This window comes from Pseudarthrobacter cellobiosi (assembly GCF_023913755.1).
GTDB classification, from domain to species: domain Bacteria; phylum Actinomycetota; class Actinomycetes; order Actinomycetales; family Micrococcaceae; genus Arthrobacter; species Arthrobacter cellobiosi.
In genome coordinates this window covers 1-16,389 of the sequence record NZ_JAMXBJ010000030.1, presented here as the reverse complement: position 1 = coordinate 16,389, position 16,389 = coordinate 1, and the positions used below count along the sequence as shown (strand labels likewise).

At 65.8% G+C, this 16,389-nt stretch carries 17 protein-coding genes; 10 read left to right on the top strand and 7 right to left on the bottom strand.

What is annotated here, in order from left to right:
* Window positions 1-61: 61 nt before the first annotated feature.
* Window positions 62-583: a GNAT family N-acetyltransferase gene (locus NG696_RS03280; protein WP_252564496.1), complete on the top strand. Its 522-nt coding sequence runs from the start codon at window positions 62-64 to the stop codon at window positions 581-583.
* An 18-nt stretch (window positions 584-601) separates the two neighbouring features.
* Here the strand turns inward: NG696_RS03280 and NG696_RS03275 are convergent, their stop codons facing one another.
* From NG696_RS03275 to rraA, 3 genes are all read right to left on the bottom strand, one after another.
* Complete coding sequence (locus NG696_RS03275) at window positions 602-2,041, bottom strand: sugar porter family MFS transporter (RefSeq protein WP_252574012.1); 1,440 nt, start codon at window positions 2,039-2,041, stop codon at window positions 602-604.
* Window positions 2,042-2,387: 346 nt separating this feature from the next.
* Complete coding sequence (locus tag NG696_RS03270; protein ID WP_252574011.1) at window positions 2,388-4,049, bottom strand: MDR family MFS transporter; 1,662 nt, start codon at window positions 4,047-4,049, stop codon at window positions 2,388-2,390.
* 140 nt (window positions 4,050-4,189) lie between these two features.
* Window positions 4,190-4,681: a ribonuclease E activity regulator RraA gene (gene rraA / locus NG696_RS03265; protein WP_252574010.1), complete on the bottom strand. Its 492-nt coding sequence runs from the start codon at window positions 4,679-4,681 to the stop codon at window positions 4,190-4,192.
* Window positions 4,682-4,819: 138 nt separating this feature from the next.
* Between rraA and NG696_RS03260 the strand changes: the two genes are divergently transcribed.
* From NG696_RS03260 to NG696_RS03235, 6 genes are all read left to right on the top strand, one after another.
* Complete coding sequence (locus NG696_RS03260) at window positions 4,820-6,124, top strand: MFS transporter (RefSeq protein ID WP_252574009.1); 1,305 nt, start codon at window positions 4,820-4,822, stop codon at window positions 6,122-6,124.
* Window positions 6,125-6,228: 104 nt separating this feature from the next.
* Window positions 6,229-6,837 (top strand): TetR/AcrR family transcriptional regulator, encoded by a 609-nt coding sequence (locus tag NG696_RS03255; protein ID WP_252574007.1) that lies wholly within the window; start codon window positions 6,229-6,231, stop codon window positions 6,835-6,837.
* 287 nt (window positions 6,838-7,124) lie between these two features.
* A complete protein-coding gene (locus tag NG696_RS03250) occupies window positions 7,125-8,324 on the top strand; it encodes an NAD(P)-dependent malic enzyme (protein ID WP_252574005.1) in 1,200 nt (399 codons plus the stop codon).
* Window positions 8,325-8,442: 118 nt separating this feature from the next.
* The gene (locus NG696_RS03245) at window positions 8,443-8,943 is read left to right on the top strand and encodes a DUF456 domain-containing protein (protein WP_252564482.1); all 501 of its coding nucleotides are present in this window, start codon (window positions 8,443-8,445) and stop codon (window positions 8,941-8,943) included.
* Between the two features lie 35 nt (window positions 8,944-8,978).
* On the top strand, window positions 8,979-9,944 hold the full coding sequence (locus NG696_RS03240; RefSeq protein WP_252564480.1) for a hypothetical protein: 966 nt from the start codon (window positions 8,979-8,981) through the stop codon (window positions 9,942-9,944).
* Between the two features lie 80 nt (window positions 9,945-10,024).
* The gene (locus NG696_RS03235) at window positions 10,025-10,402 is read left to right on the top strand and encodes a nuclear transport factor 2 family protein (RefSeq protein ID WP_252564478.1); all 378 of its coding nucleotides are present in this window, start codon (window positions 10,025-10,027) and stop codon (window positions 10,400-10,402) included.
* A gap of 44 nt (window positions 10,403-10,446) precedes the next feature.
* On the opposite strand, the gene NG696_RS03230 is transcribed toward NG696_RS03235, so the two are convergent.
* Window positions 10,447-11,100 carry a LysE family translocator gene (locus tag NG696_RS03230; protein WP_252564476.1) on the bottom strand — a complete coding sequence of 218 codons (654 nt, stop codon included), beginning with the start codon at window positions 11,098-11,100 and terminating at the stop codon, window positions 10,447-10,449.
* 104 nt (window positions 11,101-11,204) lie between these two features.
* On the opposite strand from NG696_RS03230, the gene NG696_RS03225 reads away from it, so the two are divergent.
* Window positions 11,205-11,660, top strand: coding sequence for an Lrp/AsnC family transcriptional regulator (locus tag NG696_RS03225; RefSeq protein ID WP_082575850.1), 456 nt, complete (start codon window positions 11,205-11,207; stop codon window positions 11,658-11,660).
* A 31-nt stretch (window positions 11,661-11,691) separates the two neighbouring features.
* Here the strand turns inward: NG696_RS03225 and NG696_RS03220 are convergent, their stop codons facing one another.
* From NG696_RS03220 to NG696_RS03210, 3 genes are all read right to left on the bottom strand, one after another.
* Window positions 11,692-12,204 carry a hypothetical protein gene (locus NG696_RS03220; RefSeq protein WP_308291937.1) on the bottom strand — a complete coding sequence of 171 codons (513 nt, stop codon included), beginning with the start codon at window positions 12,202-12,204 and terminating at the stop codon, window positions 11,692-11,694.
* Between the two features lie 137 nt (window positions 12,205-12,341).
* Window positions 12,342-13,826: a WXG100 family type VII secretion target gene (locus NG696_RS03215; protein ID WP_252574003.1), complete on the bottom strand. Its 1,485-nt coding sequence runs from the start codon at window positions 13,824-13,826 to the stop codon at window positions 12,342-12,344.
* Window positions 13,827-13,924: 98 nt separating this feature from the next.
* Window positions 13,925-14,383 carry an Lrp/AsnC family transcriptional regulator gene (locus NG696_RS03210; protein ID WP_252564471.1) on the bottom strand — a complete coding sequence of 153 codons (459 nt, stop codon included), beginning with the start codon at window positions 14,381-14,383 and terminating at the stop codon, window positions 13,925-13,927.
* Window positions 14,384-14,706: 323 nt separating this feature from the next.
* Here NG696_RS03210 and gluQRS point away from each other — a divergent pair, with 323 nt between their 5' ends.
* Together gluQRS and NG696_RS03200 are read left to right on the top strand one after the other, a co-directional pair.
* On the top strand, window positions 14,707-15,591 hold the full coding sequence (gene gluQRS / locus NG696_RS03205) for a tRNA glutamyl-Q(34) synthetase GluQRS (RefSeq protein ID WP_252574000.1): 885 nt from the start codon (window positions 14,707-14,709) through the stop codon (window positions 15,589-15,591).
* Window positions 15,592-15,659: 68 nt separating this feature from the next.
* Window positions 15,660-16,313: a phosphohydrolase gene (locus NG696_RS03200; protein ID WP_252573997.1), complete on the top strand. Its 654-nt coding sequence runs from the start codon at window positions 15,660-15,662 to the stop codon at window positions 16,311-16,313.
* Window positions 16,314-16,389 lie beyond the last annotated feature (76 nt).

Sequence of the window (16,389 nt, the reverse complement as noted above, 5' to 3'; positions counted from 1 at the left end):
GCACCGAAAGTGAGAGAGCGTCTGAACGATAGGCGCGCTGGCCCTGTGGAATGCTGGGGAGATGACCACGAACCCCGGCGCCCCGACCCCCCTGCTGACCGCCGACGTCGACGGCGGGACCTTCCGCCTCAGGCACGCCGTGTCCGCGGACCTGCCCGCCATCGTGGCGCTGCTGGCCGACGATTCCCTGGGCGCCAGCCGCGAAATGGGCCACGAGATGGCGCCGTACGAGCGGGCTTTCGAAGCGATCGACGCCGACCCGTCCCATTTGCTCGTGGTGGGGGAGTACGCGCCGGCTGGGGCAGCTGACTGCACCGTGGTGGCTACCTTCCAGCTGAGTTTCCTGCCCGGCATTTCGCGGCAGGGCTCATGGCGCTCGCAGATTGAGGCGGTCCGCGTGGCGGGCAGCCTTCGCGGCCAAGGCATGGGAAACCTGCTGGTGCAGTGGGCGATTGACGAGTCCAGGCGCCGCGGCTGCACGCTGATGCAGCTGACCACGCACAAGTCACGCACGGCGGCCCACAGGTTTTACGAGCGGCTGGGCTTTAACGCGAGCCACGAGGGCATGAAGCTCACGCTCTGACAGCCCGGCCCGGGAGCATCAGCCCTTGGCGGATCCCTTGGGCACAAACAGCGTCTCCGCCTGCTCCAGGGACATGCCGTTGGTCTCCGGCACCTTGAACATCACAAAGAAGAACGACGCCGCGGCGAACAGCGCGTACATGGCGTAGGTCAGGGGCAGGGAAGCTGCGGCCATCACCGGGAAGCTGAGCGTGATGGCAAAGTTGGCCACCCACTGTGCGGCTGCGGCCAGGCCCAGGGCTCGGGCGCGGATCCGGGACGGGAAGATCTCGCCCAGGAGGACCCAGACCAGCGGTCCCCAGGACGCGCCGAAGCTGACCACAAAGATGTTTGCCGCCACGAGGGCCACCGGACCCCAGGCGCCGGGCAGGGAGATCCCGGAGCCTGATCCCGCTGCGGCGGAGAACGCCAGCGCCATGGTGCCCAGTGATACCGCCATGCCGATGGAGCCGGCCAGGAGGATGGGGCGGCGGCCGATCCGGTCCACCAGCGCGATGGCCACCAGCGTCACCAGGATGTTGGTGATGGATGTTGCCACGGAGATGGTGAGCGAGTCCTTCTCCTGGAACCCGACGGCCTTCCACAGAGTGGTGGAGTAGTAGAAGATCACGTTGATGCCCACGAACTGCTGCAGGACGGAGAGGATGATGCCCACCCAGACCACCGCCTGCAGGCCGAACGTCTTGCCGCGGAGCGAGCCTTTCTGGCCGGACAGCTTGTCCTCTTCGATGGCGTCCTGGATCTCGCGGATGTGCCGGTCGGTGTCCTCGGACGCGGCGATGGAGTCGAACACCTTGCGGGCTTCGTCTTCCTTGCCCTGGAACACCAGGAACCGCGGGGATTCCGGGAGGGTGTAGGCGATCCAGCCGTAAACCACGGCGGGAACCGCTGCGGCGAGGAACATCCAGCGCCAGGCTTCCAGTCCGAGCCAGAAGGCCTGGTCCGCGCCGCCGGCGGTGGTGGCGAAGAGCGCGTCGGACAGGAGTGCGGCAAAGATACCGGTGGTGATGGCCAGTTGCTGCAGCGACGCCAGCCGGCCACGGACCTGCCGCGGGGAAATCTCGGAAATGTAGGCTGGTGCGATCACCGAGGCCAGGCCGATGCCCAGGCCGCCCACCAGGCGCCAGAAGATCAGGTCCCAGACGCCGAAGGCGAAGCCGGTTCCGATGGCGCTGACCAGGAACAGCAACGCGCCGAGCTTCATGGCGGGGATGCGGCCGTAGCGGTCGGCGACTTTGCCGGCGAGGAACGCGCCGGCCGCGCAGCCCAGCAGGGCGATGGCCACGGCGAAGCCGGTCACGGCCTCGGAGAGCGCGAACTCGTCCTTGATGGCATCCACTGCACCGTTCACCACGGAGGAGTCGAAGCCGAACAGGAATCCGCCCACCGCGCCTGCGAGTGCCAGCCAGATCACCCGCTGCGGGATCTTGGCGGTGGTCTGCTCCTTGGCGGTGGGCATGATGCTCCCTGGGTTTGGGGGTGGGGTGGATGCGGGTGCGGACGTCGTCGGCTGCGGTACCGGCTTATGGCCGGCGCACACGCGCTAAACAGTGTGGCACGTCACCGCCCGCCGTTCCACTTGCGACTTGTTCCCTCCGAAACAGGAAGCCGACGACGGCGGGGTGTGCCGCCGTCGTCGTCGTCCACCTCCGTAGGGGGCCGGTGCACCCGCGCGTCACGCAGGGCACTCTTTTAGCCCGGCCGGCACGGAAAAAGCCCGGATATCCGCGGAACAACAACGGCAGGCAGCCCAAAAGACTGCCTGCCGTGACAGTACTCCGCTCAGCGCGCGGAACCCGGAAGAGCTAGTGGGCCGCCACCGCAGCTGTGTCTCCCCGCGGGGCGACCTTCGGATCCGTCAGCTTCTTGTTCGGCAGGGCGAAGCTGATCAGGAACGCGATCCCGGTGAGGACGGCTGCGGTGATCATCACGGTGTCGATCGCGTACGCGAAGCCCTCCGTAATGGGGCGGGTGAGCACGCTGTTGGCGGAGTGGAGCCAGCTGGTGTCATTGAGCGATTCGTTCGATGCCCCGTTCTGGAAGAACTCGTACAGCTTGGCGTTGGCCGGGTCCGCTGCCACGGCCGGGTCGCGCAGGACGGCCAGGTAGTCGGCGCTGGACATGGCTGACTTCATCGTGTCGGCGATCCGGCTCGCAGCCAGGCTGAACAGCATGGAGATGAACACGGCCGTGCCCACCGCGCCGCCCATGGACCGGAAGAACGCCGCGGAGGAGGTGCCCACACCCATGTCCTTTGGGGGCACGGAGACCTGCATGGCCAGGGTGAGCGGCTGCATGCAGAAACCCAGGCCCATGCCAAAGAACACGGCGATCACGCCGGGAACCCAGAGGCCGGTGTCCACGCCCAGGGACAGTCCCATAACCAGCGCGGCGGCGGTGAGGATGCCCGTACCCACGATGGGGAAGATCCGGTACGTGCCCGACGCCGAAATGGTGCGGCCCGCGGTGATGGAACCGGTCAGGATGCCGAGGGTGAAGGTGATCATCATCAGGCCGGCTTCGGTGGGTGTGAGCCCCTTGACCAGCTGCAGGTACATGGGCAGCATGGCGATGGCGCCGAACATGCCGATGCCGATGATGAAGTTCAGCAGCGAGGACAGGCCAAAAGTAGCGTTCCGGAAGAGCCGGAGCGGGATCAGGGCGTAATCTCCGGCGCGTTTTTCGGCCAGCAGGAACCAGATGATGCCCACCGCGCCCAGGCCGTAGCAAAGGAAGGAGTTCAGCGACGTAAAGCCCCAGCTGCGGCCCTGTTCCGCCACCAGGAGGAGCGGGACGATGGCGAGAGTGATGGCGGCTGCGCCGAAGTAGTCGATCTTCTGCTTCACGTGCTTGGCCGGCAGGTGCAGGAACATAAACACCACGGCCAGGGCCGCCAGGCCGATGGGCAGGTTGATGAAGAACACCCCGCGCCAGCCGTCAAAGCCCAGGATGTTGGCCGAACCTGCGAACGCGCCGCCCACCACCGGGCCGAGCACGGAGGAGATGCCGAACACCGACATAAAGTAGCCCTGGTATATGGCCCGGTCCTTCAGCGACACAATGTCGCCGATGATGGTCAGCGCGAGGGCCAGCAGGCCTCCGGCGCCCAGGCCCTGGACGCCGCGGGCGATGGCCAGTTCGGTCATGGAATGCACTGAGCCGGCGTAGAGCGAGCCGACCAGGAATATGACGATCGCGATCAGGTACAGCGGACGCCGGCCGAAAATATCGCTCAGCTTGCCGTACAGCGGCGTGCTGACCGTGGACGTGATGAGGTAGGCGGTGGTGGCCCACGCCTGGAGCGACAGCCCGTCGAGGTCGTTGGCGATGGTGTAGATGGAGGTGGACACGATGGTCTGGTCCAGCGATGCCAGGAACATGCCCAGCATGAGCCCCACCATCACGGTGACGATCTGACGCTGTGTCAGGGTTTCGCCGGCGGCACGCTCAGCGGTAGTTTTGGGCACGGCTTCTCCAGGAAAGAATAAGGGATCACGCTCGATAGTTGCTTTCAGTAACTATGTTAGTTCCCGTTTCATTCCCGCTGCCAGAGATTCTTGCGGAAGCGGAGCGCCGCCCGGGCCCCCGCCCAAGCTGGAGGACCCGATCAGCGCTCCACGAGGATGCCGTCCGGATCGCACCAGACGGTGACGCCGGGACGGAAGGTCACGCCGTCGAGCACTACATCCACGTCAACTTCACCGGCGCCGGCCTTGGCGCTCTTACGCGGGTTACTGCCCAGCGCCTTGACGCCCAGGTCCAGTTGGGCGATCGCCTCGCGGTCGCGGATGGCGCCGTTAATCACGACGCCGGCCCAACCGTTCGCCACGGCGCTCTCGGCGATCATGTCCCCCATCAGGGCTGTGCCCAGCGAACCGCCGCCGTCCACCACCAGCACGGCGCCATTGCCGGAGGTGGCCAGGGTGGACTTGACCAGGGCGTTGTCCTGGAAGCAGCGGATGGTCCGCACCGGGCCGCTGAAGTGTGACCGGCCGCCGAGGGACTGGAACTGGAGTGATACGGACGCCAGTTCCTCGCCGCGCTCATCGTACAGATCGGCGGTGTTGGGGCTGTTGGTGTTGCCAGCAGATGCGGTCATTGGATCTCCAGGTGTTCAGTGTCGTGGGGCTGCGCGCTGTCCATAGCCACACAAGGCAAGCGCCGTATGACAAGCGGGGCGATGCAGCCCACGATAGTCTGATTTTCAGAATCACCAACCGTTCCAGGGGGAACCAGCATGAGCCTGTCCGACACACCCGCAGCACCGGATCCCAGCGCTGCGTCGGCTCCCGGAGCGGGATCGGAAAGCTCGACGGCGGCGCTCGCCGAGCCGACGCAGAAGGTCACCGCGCGCTGGGTGACCGGGCTGGTGCTGGTCAATGTGGGCATTAACGCCGCCTTCTTCGGCCCCATCAATGTGTTCATCGGCCAGCAAGCCATCAGCATTGACGCCCTCAACAAGGAAGCCATCCTGTCCCTGGTGACGGGCTGTGGCGCCGCTGTCTCACTGGTGGCCAACCCGCTCTTTGGGGCCCTGTCCGACCGGACGGTCTCTGGTTTTGGCCGGCGTGCCCCGTGGGTCCTGGCCGGCGCCATCCTGGCCACGGCTGCGTTGCTGGCGATGTCCGGAGCCAGCACCGTGGCCCTGATGGTCCTCTTCTGGAGCCTGGTCCAGCTGGGCGCCAACGCAGCCTACGCGGCCATCACCGCTGCCGTGCCGGACCGCGTGCCGGTCCTGCAGCGCGGCGGAGTGGGCGGGCTGGCAGCCATGGGCCAGACCCTGGGAATCCTGCTCGGCGCAGTTTTCGGCGCGGTGGTCTCCGGAAACTTCATGGTGGGGTACACCATGTGTGCGGCCGCCCTGCTGTTCTCCGTGCTGCCGTATCTCTTCCACCGGAACGATCCGCCGCTCCCGCGGGAGGCCCGGCCGCCGTTCACCTGGACCGGGTTCCTGCGCGGTTTCTGGATCAGCCCTGCCCGCCACCCCGACTTCGCCTGGGCCTGGCTCACCCGCTTCCTGGTCAACGTGGGCAACCAGCTCACTATCGTCTACCTTCTCTTTTTCCTCCGGGACGTCATCAAGCATGAGGACCCGGCCCTGGGTGTCCTGATGCTCACGGGCATCTACGCGGTGATGGTCATGATCACCGCAGTGCTGGCCGGACCGTGGAGTGACCGTGTGGGCAAACGCAAGCCGTTTGTGATCGGCTCCTCCGCCACAATCGCCTTGGCGGGGCTGATCATGGCCTTTTTCCCGGTGTGGCCGGGGGCCCTGGTGGGGGCCGGTGTGCTGGGCATCGGCTTCGGCGCCTACCTCGCAGTGGACTTCGCGCTGCTGACCCAGGTGCTCCCGAAGGCTGCTGACCGGGGCAAGGACATGGGGGTCATCAACGTGGCCAACTCGCTGCCGCAGGTGTTCGCCCCGCTGATCGCCTTCCTCTCCCTGCAGTTCCTGGGAGGGTACGTCACGCTGTTCACCACGGCCGCCGTCATCGGCCTGCTGGGCGCTGTGTTCGTGGTCAAGATCCGAGGGGTCGACTGATTCCGGCTTTTGCCTGTGCCGCGTATAGTTGAGGCGGACTGCAGGCACACGGGATGGGGACTCTCCCTGCCGCTGCACCATAAGAACACAACCCCGGAATCCTGATGCCCGAGACCCTTTCAGCCCATCCGTCCATGGCCGCCCGGCCCTCCACGCCGCGTCAGCGGCTGCGCTACACGCGCGTCCTTGAGTCTGCCGCAGGGTTTGCCCGCAAAGGGCTGGAGTCGGTGGACCTCGCGGAAATTTCGGAAAAGTCCGGTGTGCCGTTGGGCACCGTCTACCGCTATTTCCCCACGGCCAACCACCTGATGCTGTCCCTCTACCGCCAGCAGCTGGACGAGCTTCAGGGCAGGGCCCGCACGTCGGCGGCCAGCTTCGGTGGCCGCGCCCTCACTGGCGTGGTGATGGAGATCTTCCATATGCGGGTGATGCAGCCGGCAGTCGAACAGTGCCTGAGCCGCTGCGTGTACCTCAAGGACAAGGACACCACGGCGCTCCTGCATGAAATCGATGCCCTGAGCGAAACGGCTGTAGCCACCGCCTCTGACGACGCCGTAGCAGCCCGGGTGCTCCTGCTGACCGTCACTGGTCTGGTCCAGTCCGTCCGTAACCGCCGGCTCTCGCTGTTTGAGGCCGAAGAGGACCTCAAAATGGCCTGCACCTTGCTTGCTCCGGTGGCTGCCGGGGCCCGGGCTGCCCACCGATCGGCGTAACTGGTCTAGACCAGTCGGCCAATAAATACGTCTTTATGCCGTGATGTGGCTCACAAAATTGCCTGACAAAACGATTTGTCACACTCCCGGAGCCTCGAATGCACTTTCTGGAGCGTGAGCGCTGTTTATTATGGCAGGACCGGAGTGGCTGGCAACCCGCATCTGCAAGGGCTTCACCCCGGGCCCGCCACCTCTGGGCCCAAGAAGCAACGAATTCCACCTTGAGCCTCCCTGCGCTTGAGCCTTTCTGCGCCGTGCGCCCACGGCTAGCCCCAGGAGACAACGACGTGTCCATTGACGTAATCGCACCTACCGACAATTCAGCAGCCACCGCCCTGACCGAGGCCGAGATCTTCGACGCCCACCAGGGCGGGAAGCTCTCGGTGACCAGCACGGTCCCGCTGTCCAACAAGCGCGACCTGTCCATCGCCTACACCCCCGGTGTGGCCGAGGTCAGCCGCGCCATCCACAACAACCCGGAACTCGCCAAGACCCTCACCTGGGCGCAGCGCCTGGTGGTTGTGGTCAGCGACGGCACCGCGGTGCTGGGCCTGGGCAACATCGGCGCCGCCGCCTCACTGCCCGTGATGGAGGGCAAGTCCGCCCTGTTCAAGACCTTCGGCGAGCTGGATTCCATTCCCCTGGTCCTGAACACCACGGACGTTGACGAGATCGTGGAAACCCTGGTCCGCCTTCGCCCCAGCTTCGGCGCGGTCAACCTCGAGGACATCTCGGCCCCCCGTTGCTTCGAACTCGAAGAGAAGCTCATCGAAGCCCTGGACTGCCCCGTCATGCACGATGACCAGCACGGCACCGCCGTGGTGGCCCTCGCCGCCCTGACGAACGCCGCCAAGGTCACCGGCCGCGGACTCGCAGACCTCCGCGTAGTGGTTTCCGGCGCCGGAGCCGCCGGCATCGCCGTCGCCGAAATCCTGCTCGCCGCCGGCATCACGGATGTTGTCCTGCTCGATTCCAAGGGCGTCATCAACCGGGAGCGGGCCGACATCGCCGCAGACCCGCAGAGCAAGAAGTCCCAGATGGCAGGGCGCAGCAACCCCCGCAGTGTAACGGGCGGCCCCGGCGAAGCGCTGCTTGGCGCTGACGTGTTCATCGGGGTTTCCTCCTCGAAGCTGGACGAGGCGCACCTGAAGCTGATGAACGCCGACTCCATCGTGTTCGCCCTCTCCAACCCGGACCCCGAAGTCCTGCCCGAGGTGGCCGCCAAGTACGCCGCCGTGGTGGCCACCGGCCGCAGTGACTTCCCCAACCAGATCAACAACGTGCTGGCCTTCCCCGGAATCTTCCGCGGCGCGCTGGACGCCGGTGCCCGCCGGATCACGCCCGCCATGAAGCTTGCCGCGGCCCGCGCCATCGCCGAACTCGCGGAAGCTGACCTTTCGGTGGACTACATCGTGCCCAGCCCGCTGGATCCGCGCGTTGCCCCGGCCGTGACGGCCGCGGTCGCCGCAGCCGTGGAAGCCGAGTAACCACCGCAGCCACGCACTGACACAACGCCCGACGGCGGTGCCTCTCCGCGCAGGGGACGCACCGCCGTCGGGCGTTAAGCGGCGAAGCTGACCGCAGTGCCGCCCTAAACTGGGGCTCATGAACTCCGAAACCGTGGTGAGCATCCTGTGCGGCCTGGCCATCCTGGTGGGCGTGGCGGGCACCATCATCCCCATACTGCCCGGCAGCTTCCTGATCGGGCTCAGCCTGCTGGCGTGGGCCATCTGGGGCGGCGCCGGAACCACAGGCTGGGTGGTCTTCGCGGTGGGGATGGTATTTGTGCTGGCCGGCATGGCCGCCAGCGCCGTGCTGACCGGCCGGAAGCTCAGGCAGCACAGCATCCCCAACCGCAGCGTGGTGATCGGCCTGGCGGCGGGCGTGGCCGGCATGTTCATCATCCCGGTGGTGGGGCTTTTTGTGGGCTTTGCCGTGGGCCTGCTGCTCAGCGAATTCCTCCGCACCCGGAACTTCGGCACGGCAACTTCCACCAGCTGGGCAGCCCTCAAAGCCACCGGGCTGGGCATGCTGGTGGAGTTCGGACTGGCGTGCCTGGCGGCCAGCACCTGGGTGATCGGGCTCTGGGTCGCCGCGGCCACGTAGGGCGTGCCCATCGGTCCGCCACGTAGCATGGAGAGATGACCGTGGGGGATGCCAGAGGACCGATCTACCGGGACATGCGTGACCTGACGCCGTTCGGGAACGTCCACATGCAGACCCCCGTCCGGGAGCTCGCCGGCAGCGTAGGCGGGCTGATCCACGGAGTGCTGGGCGGCCGGGATGCCGCGCTGATTGCCGTGGACGGCGACGTTCCCAGGCTCAAGCGGATGCCCGGAAAAGCGGCCAAAGCCGTGCATGATGCCATCTTCACCAGTAAGGAACCGGAGCGGCTCATCGCCCTGGGCCGCGCCTATCCGGGCTGGGCCGGGCTCTGCTCCGTTATGGCCGGCCTCCTGGCGTACCAGCACGGCGGCTACCTGCGCGCGTCCGAACTCCTCCAGCGCGGCCTGTCCATCAGAAACGACGACGACGCCAACCAGTATGCGGCCACGTACCTCGCGCGTGTGGTCACCCGGGTAGAGGTTGCCGAGCGTATCGAAGTCCCCGTGCTGTTCAGCCAGGAATCGGTTTTCCTGGCACTGTCGCACTCCTTGAGGGAGACGGGCCAGCTGGAAGCCGCGCTGCAGACGGTGGCCGGGTTGCCGCCGTCGTTGCCCTCAGCCTTGGCTCGCTGCGCACTGGCGTTCGCGCTGGGACGCGACAAGGAAGTGGTGATCTGTACGGAGGGGCTGCTGAACTCCGACGACCTCTCGGCGGCCCTCCTGCTGCTCCGCGGGCGGGCGCTCCGGCGGCTCGGCGCCCACGCAAAGGCGCACGACGCCCTGAAGGAGGTGCTCCGCCGTCGGAAAACCGACGTGGTGCTCCGCAACGACGCCCTCACCGACCGTGCCCTGCTGGTGCTCGACAACGGCCGCAAATCCCTCAACCCGCGGGACTGGCTCCGCGGCAGGCCGGCGGAGCTGGAAACGTTCGAAGTCATCCGCAAGGACATTGACGAGCGCCGGCTGTGGGAGCAGGAGTGGGAAAACCTGGACGGGAAATAGACTCCGGTTGCGGGCGGCCTTACGGACCTGCCTAGTGGACCTGCCTTGTGGCCCAGGCCGCCCCGGAGTACAACGGAGGCATGAGCGACGCAGCCCGGTCCTGGATGGAAAAGTACATCGCGGCGTGGACCACCAACAACCCGGAGGACATCGGGTCTCTGTTCACCGAAGAAGCCGTCTACGCCACCCGCCCGCATGATGTCGATGCCTGGCGGGGCCGCGAGCAGATCGTGGACCGCTGGCTGGAGGCGCGGGACGAACCCGGGGATTGGACGTTTGACTGGACGCTGTTGGGGACGGATAGCGGGCTGGGGACCGACGGCGGGCTGGCCTTTGTGCAGGGTTTCACGGACTACCTTGGTGATAGTCCCAGCTACGACAACTTGTGGGTCATCCGCCTTGAACCGGACGGTCGGGCGTCCGAGTTCACGGAATGGTTCATGGAGCGCAAGGCCTAGGTTTGCTGCTGAGCTCGCCCGAAACGCTGTGCCCGAAGGTGGCGTCAGACCTGCCCGGTGAGCCCGGCAACCAGCGGAACCAGCTGCTCGGAGAGGAGCGCCACGCCGAGGGCAACCATGATGATGCCGCTGGCCAGGGTGACTGTCCGCGCGGCGCCGGGCCGGGACTGCAGGAGTTTGCGGGCCAGCAGCGCCACACAGGTGTAAACGGTTCCGGCCAGCAGGACAAAGGTCAGGCCCAGCAGGCCGGACTGGACGGGGACCGGGAGGGAGGCCTCCGGGCTGACGAACTGCGGCACAAGCGCCACATAGAACAGCAGCCCCTTGGGGTTGATGCCGCTGGTGCCCATGCCCTGAAGGAAGGTGCGGAGCTGGTTGGCGGGCTTCCCGACGGCGTCTGCCGCACTGAAGGAGGCTCCGCGCCAGGAGCGGAGGGTGCTGATGCCCAACCATAGTAGGTAGCCCGCGCCCGCTACCGTAAGCCAGCCCAGGACACCCGGCAGGCCGGACAGCAGGGCTGCGAGACCTGCCACCATCAGCAGCGTGTGCAGGACGTAGCCGCCGCAAAGTCCGGCCACGGCCGGGACAAAGCTGCGCTGCCGCAAACCGGCCGTGATGGAGTACGCCCAGTCCACGCCGGGGGTGCAGGCAAGGGCGACTGCCACCACCACAAAGGCGAAAAACAGCTGGGGATTCATGGTGGGCTCCTGTCCGATAGGTACAGGACAAACCTTATGAAGTTTCCGGCCATAAGTGCTTACCCTTTTCGCCGAGCAGAAGCCGCAATTGGTAAGATATTTGCGTGATTGACCATATTGACAGAAACATTTTGCGCCACCTCAAAGAAGATGGCCGGATGACCGCCACGGCGCTGGCCGCGAAGGTCGGGCTCACGGTGGCGCCATGCCACCGGAGGCTTCGGGACCTGGAGACGTCAGGCGTGATCCGCGGCTACAAGGCGGACATCGACCCGGCCGCCGTCGGGCTCGGTTTCGAGGCCATTGTGTTTGTGACTTTGCGCCAGGTGGACCGCTCCACGATGGAGATCTTTGAGAACCGGGTGGCAGACAACCCCAACATCGTGGAGGCGCAGCGGCTCTTCGGCTCCCCGGACTACCTGCTGAAGGTCATCGCCGAAGACCTGCCTGGCTACCAGCGCTTCTACGACGCCGAGCTCACGTCACTGCCCGGGGTTGAGCGGCTGACGTCCACGCTGGTGATGAAGAACCTGAAGTCCAACGCGGGGCCGCCGGTGTAGCGCGAGGGCGTTTGTTCTGCGTTGCGTTGCGTCAGTCCGTGGGGCGGACGTGGACGATGATCACCTGGGTGTCCTTGCCGCCGTCGTACCGGAGGTCGTAGTTCACGTCCAGGCCCGTGGAGGTGCCGGAGGTGACGGAGAAATCGGTCTTTCGTTCCGGGTCCCGCTGGGCACCGGCGATCCAGCGTTCGGCGGAGTCGGCGTCGATCCCGTACCGCGCCACACCGTCCCGGATGAGCTCAAAATACTCGTCGGGCGAGTCGGCGGTGAGGAAGTAGGTGACCTCGCTGAAGTCCGGCCGCTTGTTCGTGGTGTTCAACCGGATACGGTCCGTTTCGCCACTGATCTCGCCGCTCGGAGCAACGATGGTGAGCTTGATCTTTCCCGAGTCCTTGGTATTGATCTCGGGCCCATAGCTGTCTTCCGTGACCCGGACAGCAGCCTTTTCCAGCCTTCCCGAGCTCATGTCCAGCCGCGCGGTCTTGGATTCGCGGATCTGGTCCACGCCGGCAGCGTCGAGGGTGGAAAATTCCGAGGTGCTCATGGTGCTCCCTTGAGAGGTCGGTTCGTTCGTGGTGCCACTGATCTGGCAGCCCGTCAGGGCAAGGCAAGCGGAAAGGGCAAGAAGTACGACGGCGGGCCGCCGCCGCTGGCGCCGAGGTGCGGTTGGGCATGTGGTCTTCACTGGTGGACCTCCGCGCCGAAGCCATTTACAAAGCGGTCCATGATGCCGGGGATGTTGTTGGTGGGGCGGTGCTGCTCCACGCGGTCGTTGAAGTCCGAACCGATAATTTGTTCTGCACGTGCGGGATCCGTCGCCAGGAGGTTCTGGTAGGCCGGGAGGGTGTCCTGCCGGATGAGCTCCCACCGCTGGTCCGCGTTGGAGACGTTCCCGTCGGGGAACCCTGTGGTGAAGTCGGTGCGGAACTGGGTGGGGTTGTCCCAATTTGTGAAGGGCACGTTTTCCGGGCCGGGACTCTCCACGCTGAAGGTGTAGGGAAAGACTTCCGGGTAGCTTTTTGCGCCCGGGATGGACGGCTCGCCGGCCAACGTGACCATGTACGTTATGGCCTCTCCGCCAGGGTGGATCCGCATTTGGTCGTAATCGTCCGCGATGATCTCGTTCTGCTCGCGGTACAGGAGGGCGGTGTTGCCTTCCTGGATCAGATCCGGGTCGCCGGAATCGATCTTGGCCCACTCCTCGGCGGTACCGGTGTCGATGGCGCCCGAGTCCCGCAATCTGTTGATTTCCTCGATTCCGCCGTTCATGTAGGCCTCATGTTGGCGGGCTTGGTCCAGGAAGATCTCCTTGTTCATATCCAGCATGCTGGTCTCGTAATAACGGATCTCCTGGTCGGTCATGCCTGCGAGCTGTTCGATCTGGTCAAGGATGGGGAGCGGGATGTCCGAAGCCGGATTGTCCGCGATCTGCTGGGCGAGGTCCCGCAGCATGGCCATGTCCTTGAAGCCGCCTGCGAAGGACGGGCCGATCATGTTGGCCATGCCGGCCCACTGCAGGTCCGGGTTGGAGAGGTACGCCCGGCCGTAGAAGTCGTAGACCTTCTTGATGGTCTCCCAGTTGTGTTCGGTGCCTTTGGAGGTGTCCCAGCTGGCGGGGTCGATGCCCATGTCCAGCATTGCCTGGTTGTTCCAGTAGTCGCTGAGGAAATCCGCGTCTTCCTCGGAGCTTTTGTCGATCAGCCCAGAATCGGCGGCAGCATCCATGGCGGCCTTTGCAGCCTCGGGGTTTTCAAGCGCCCAGTGCCTGAATTCCTCGCTGCCGAGGTAGGCCTGGCGTTCTTCGGGGGTTATGCCGTTCAGCCGGTCCGTCAGGTCCTGGGCAGCGCCGTCCCCGGAACCGCTGCCACCACTCCCGGAGCCGCCACCTGAACCGGCCCCGTCGCTGGCCTTCTCCTGCTCGTCGGCGTTGGCGAGCAGCGTCTTGGATGCCGACTCCAGCCCGGCCGTTGCGGACTTCAGCAGCAACAAGCACGATGACGTCCAGTCGCTGCGGAAGCGCTCGGCGTCGTGCCCTTTCCAGACGCCTGTGCCGATGACGCTGCTGAGCTGCTGGCCGAGCAGGCTCAACCTGGTGGCGCCGCCTGCCAGGTCCTTGGCGAGCTGCCGCAACTGGGCAACGTCGCCGCCGTAAAAGTTCCCCGCCATGTTTCCCCCTGAATGGATTCCCGTGCCAGCCTAGCTGCGATGCGTCCGCGAGGGCGATGGGGAGAGCTTCCCGTGCGGCCTGAAAGTCGGGCAATAATTCAGTCCCGCAGCAGTCCGGTGGTGCGGTACGGGATGACTTCACGCAGGAACATGCTGGTGGACGTCCGGACAATGCCGGGGCAGAGCCGGATCTCCTCGGACACGCGGTAGAGGTCGTCCGGGCTGGTGGCCACCACGCGGATCAGCAGGTCGGTGTCGCCGGCAGGCGCATGGCATTCCAGGACCTCGGGGATTTCTCGCAGGGCCGCGATGGCTTCGTTGAGGTGGCTCTGGTCCAGTTCGGCGCTGACGGCCGCCGCCACACCCCTGCCCAGGGCGGAGGGGAGCACTCGGCTGCTGTTGGGACGGAGAGCGCCCGACGCCGTCATCCGCTCCAGGCGCGACTGGACGGTCCCTCGCGCCAGGCCCAGCCGCTGGGCCAGCACCATGATGGGGACGCGCGGGTCCTCGTCCAGGGCATTGAGGATGCGCTTGTCCGTGGCGTCCAATTGCTGCAATCTGATCAGTTCCTGTCGGAGCTCGTGGTCTCTATTGGTCAGACTGACCAACGAAATGCTTGCCAGTTGTGCCAACTGTATGGCGTCTGCTCAAATTGTGGCAACAAGGGCTGAGGCTACCGCCGAATCCCGCAGGCTACAGGAACTCCGGCACACCACCCGGCAACTGGACACCGCCTCCCGCAAGGAGGACGCCGCTGATTGACACTTGTTCACACCACGGTCATTCTGCACACACGGCAAGAGCCCCTGAGCCACCGACGTCGGATCCTCGAAGTCATCGGTAGCTGAGGGGCTCTTGCTGCCCGGACTAGGGTTGATCCATGACCCCTGCCGGCCGCTTTGCCCCCAGCCCCTCCGGTGAACTGCATATAGGAAACCTCCGCACCGCGATGCTCGCCTGGCTGTTCGCCCGGTCCACCGGCCGCGACTTCCTGCTGCGCGTCGAGGACCTTGACCGGGCGCGGGCCGGCGCAGAGGCGGAGCAGCTCCGCGATCTGGAGGCCGTGGGCTTGACGTGGGACGGCGCCGTCGTGCGCCAGACGGACCGCGGCGCCGTCTACGCTGAAGCGATCGGGCGGCTGGCTGCCGCAGGCCTCACCTACGAATGCTTCTGCACGCGCCGCGAAATCCAGGAGGCGCCGTCAGCGCCGCACGCGCCGCAGGGTGCCTATCCGGGCACCTGCCGTGAGCTCGACCCTGCCGAGCTGGAGTTCAAACGCTCCACCCGGCCTGCGGCCATCCGGCTCCGCGCCGAGGTAGCGGAGTACGCCGTGCGGGATGTGCTGCACGGCGACTTCACCGGCCTGGTGGACGATTTTGTCCTTCGCCGCAACGACGGCGTCACCGCCTACAACCTGGCCGTCGTGGTGGACGACGCCGCACAGGGCATCGACCAGGTGGTGCGGGGCGATGACCTGCTACCGTCCACGCCCAGGCAGGCGTATCTTGCGTCGTTGTTGAACATTCCCATTCCGGAATATGCACACGTGCCGCTGGTGGTGAACTCCGACGGCGCCCGGTTGGCAAAGCGCGACGGCGCCGTGACGCTGTCCGACCTCTCCCTCGCGGGCGTTTCCTCCGCTGACGTGCGGAACCTCATCCTGCAGTCCCTGGGGCTGCCGGCCGGGACGCTGGAACACGCACTCGCGGCGTTCCGGCCGGCGGACCTCCCGCGGGAACCGTGGGTCTGGACCGGCCCTAAGTAGCGCGCGAGCGGACACTTGCGGCCCCGCGGACGTGAGGCCACTTGCTGCCCTACGCGTAGGCTGGAGCTATGTCGGCACCCGAATTCACTGAAGCACAAATCCCTCAACCGCGATTCACTGTCGAGACGGCGCGAGTCCTGGCCGAGGTGGCCCACAACCGGCAGAAGGACAAGCTCAAGCGGCCCTACCGTGACCATGTGATCGCGGTAGGTGACGCCTTGGCAGATTTCGACGACGATATCCGGATCGCCGGTTACCTTCATGACATTGCCGAGGACACTCCCATCACGCGGCAAGCGCTGCTGGACATGGGCGTTTCCGAGCGGGCAGCGGACATCATCGAGCGGGTCACCAACCGGCTGCACGAGAATCCCGATGACTATCAGGCCGGCATGAACTTCATTGCCGAGGACCACGACGCAGCGTTGGTGAAGATCGCGGACAACGCCCACAATTCCCTGCCCGAACGCGTCAGGGCTCTCGCCGCGAAGTGGCCGGACAAGCCGCCCGTCACCAAGTACCGGGATGCCCGTCCGGTGCTGTACGCCGCCGTCGACGTCGAGGAAGTCCGCAAGATCCTTGCACGGATTAATCCCTGGCTGCTGAAGGAACTGGACGACAGGCTCGACGACGAAGACGACACGGACTACGAGAACCTATCCTACGAGGAGGCTCCCGTCGCTGAGTCGGTCCCGGTGGTCGAGCCTGTCAGTAATGATTGATGTGGGGGTCGGGTTGGTCTGACTCAGAGCCTGTCTGACGCTTTGGCTGTCTTTATTTCGATGCGTCGGCCGGCCT

Coding starts and splice junctions, on each gene's coding strand:
- NG696_RS03200 (WP_252573997.1), top strand. CDS start 15,660: ATGTCGGCACCCGAATTCACTGAAGCACAAATCCCTCAACCGCGATTC.
- NG696_RS03245 (WP_252564482.1), top strand. CDS start 8,443: ATGAACTCCGAAACCGTGGTGAGCATCCTGTGCGGCCTGGCCATCCTG.
- rraA (WP_252574010.1), bottom strand. CDS start 4,681: ATGACCGCATCTGCTGGCAACACCAACAGCCCCAACACCGCCGATCTG.
- NG696_RS03220 (WP_308291937.1), bottom strand. CDS start 12,204: ATGAGCACCTCGGAATTTTCCACCCTCGACGCTGCCGGCGTGGACCAG.
- NG696_RS03230 (WP_252564476.1), bottom strand. CDS start 11,100: ATGAATCCCCAGCTGTTTTTCGCCTTTGTGGTGGTGGCAGTCGCCCTT.
- NG696_RS03240 (WP_252564480.1), top strand. CDS start 8,979: ATGACCGTGGGGGATGCCAGAGGACCGATCTACCGGGACATGCGTGAC.
- NG696_RS03280 (WP_252564496.1), top strand. CDS start 62: ATGACCACGAACCCCGGCGCCCCGACCCCCCTGCTGACCGCCGACGTC.
- gluQRS (WP_252574000.1), top strand. CDS start 14,707: ATGACCCCTGCCGGCCGCTTTGCCCCCAGCCCCTCCGGTGAACTGCAT.
- NG696_RS03255 (WP_252574007.1), top strand. CDS start 6,229: ATGCCCGAGACCCTTTCAGCCCATCCGTCCATGGCCGCCCGGCCCTCC.
- NG696_RS03275 (WP_252574012.1), bottom strand. CDS start 2,041: ATGCCCACCGCCAAGGAGCAGACCACCGCCAAGATCCCGCAGCGGGTG.
- NG696_RS03260 (WP_252574009.1), top strand. CDS start 4,820: ATGAGCCTGTCCGACACACCCGCAGCACCGGATCCCAGCGCTGCGTCG.
- NG696_RS03215 (WP_252574003.1), bottom strand. CDS start 13,826: ATGGCGGGGAACTTTTACGGCGGCGACGTTGCCCAGTTGCGGCAGCTC.
- NG696_RS03235 (WP_252564478.1), top strand. CDS start 10,025: ATGAGCGACGCAGCCCGGTCCTGGATGGAAAAGTACATCGCGGCGTGG.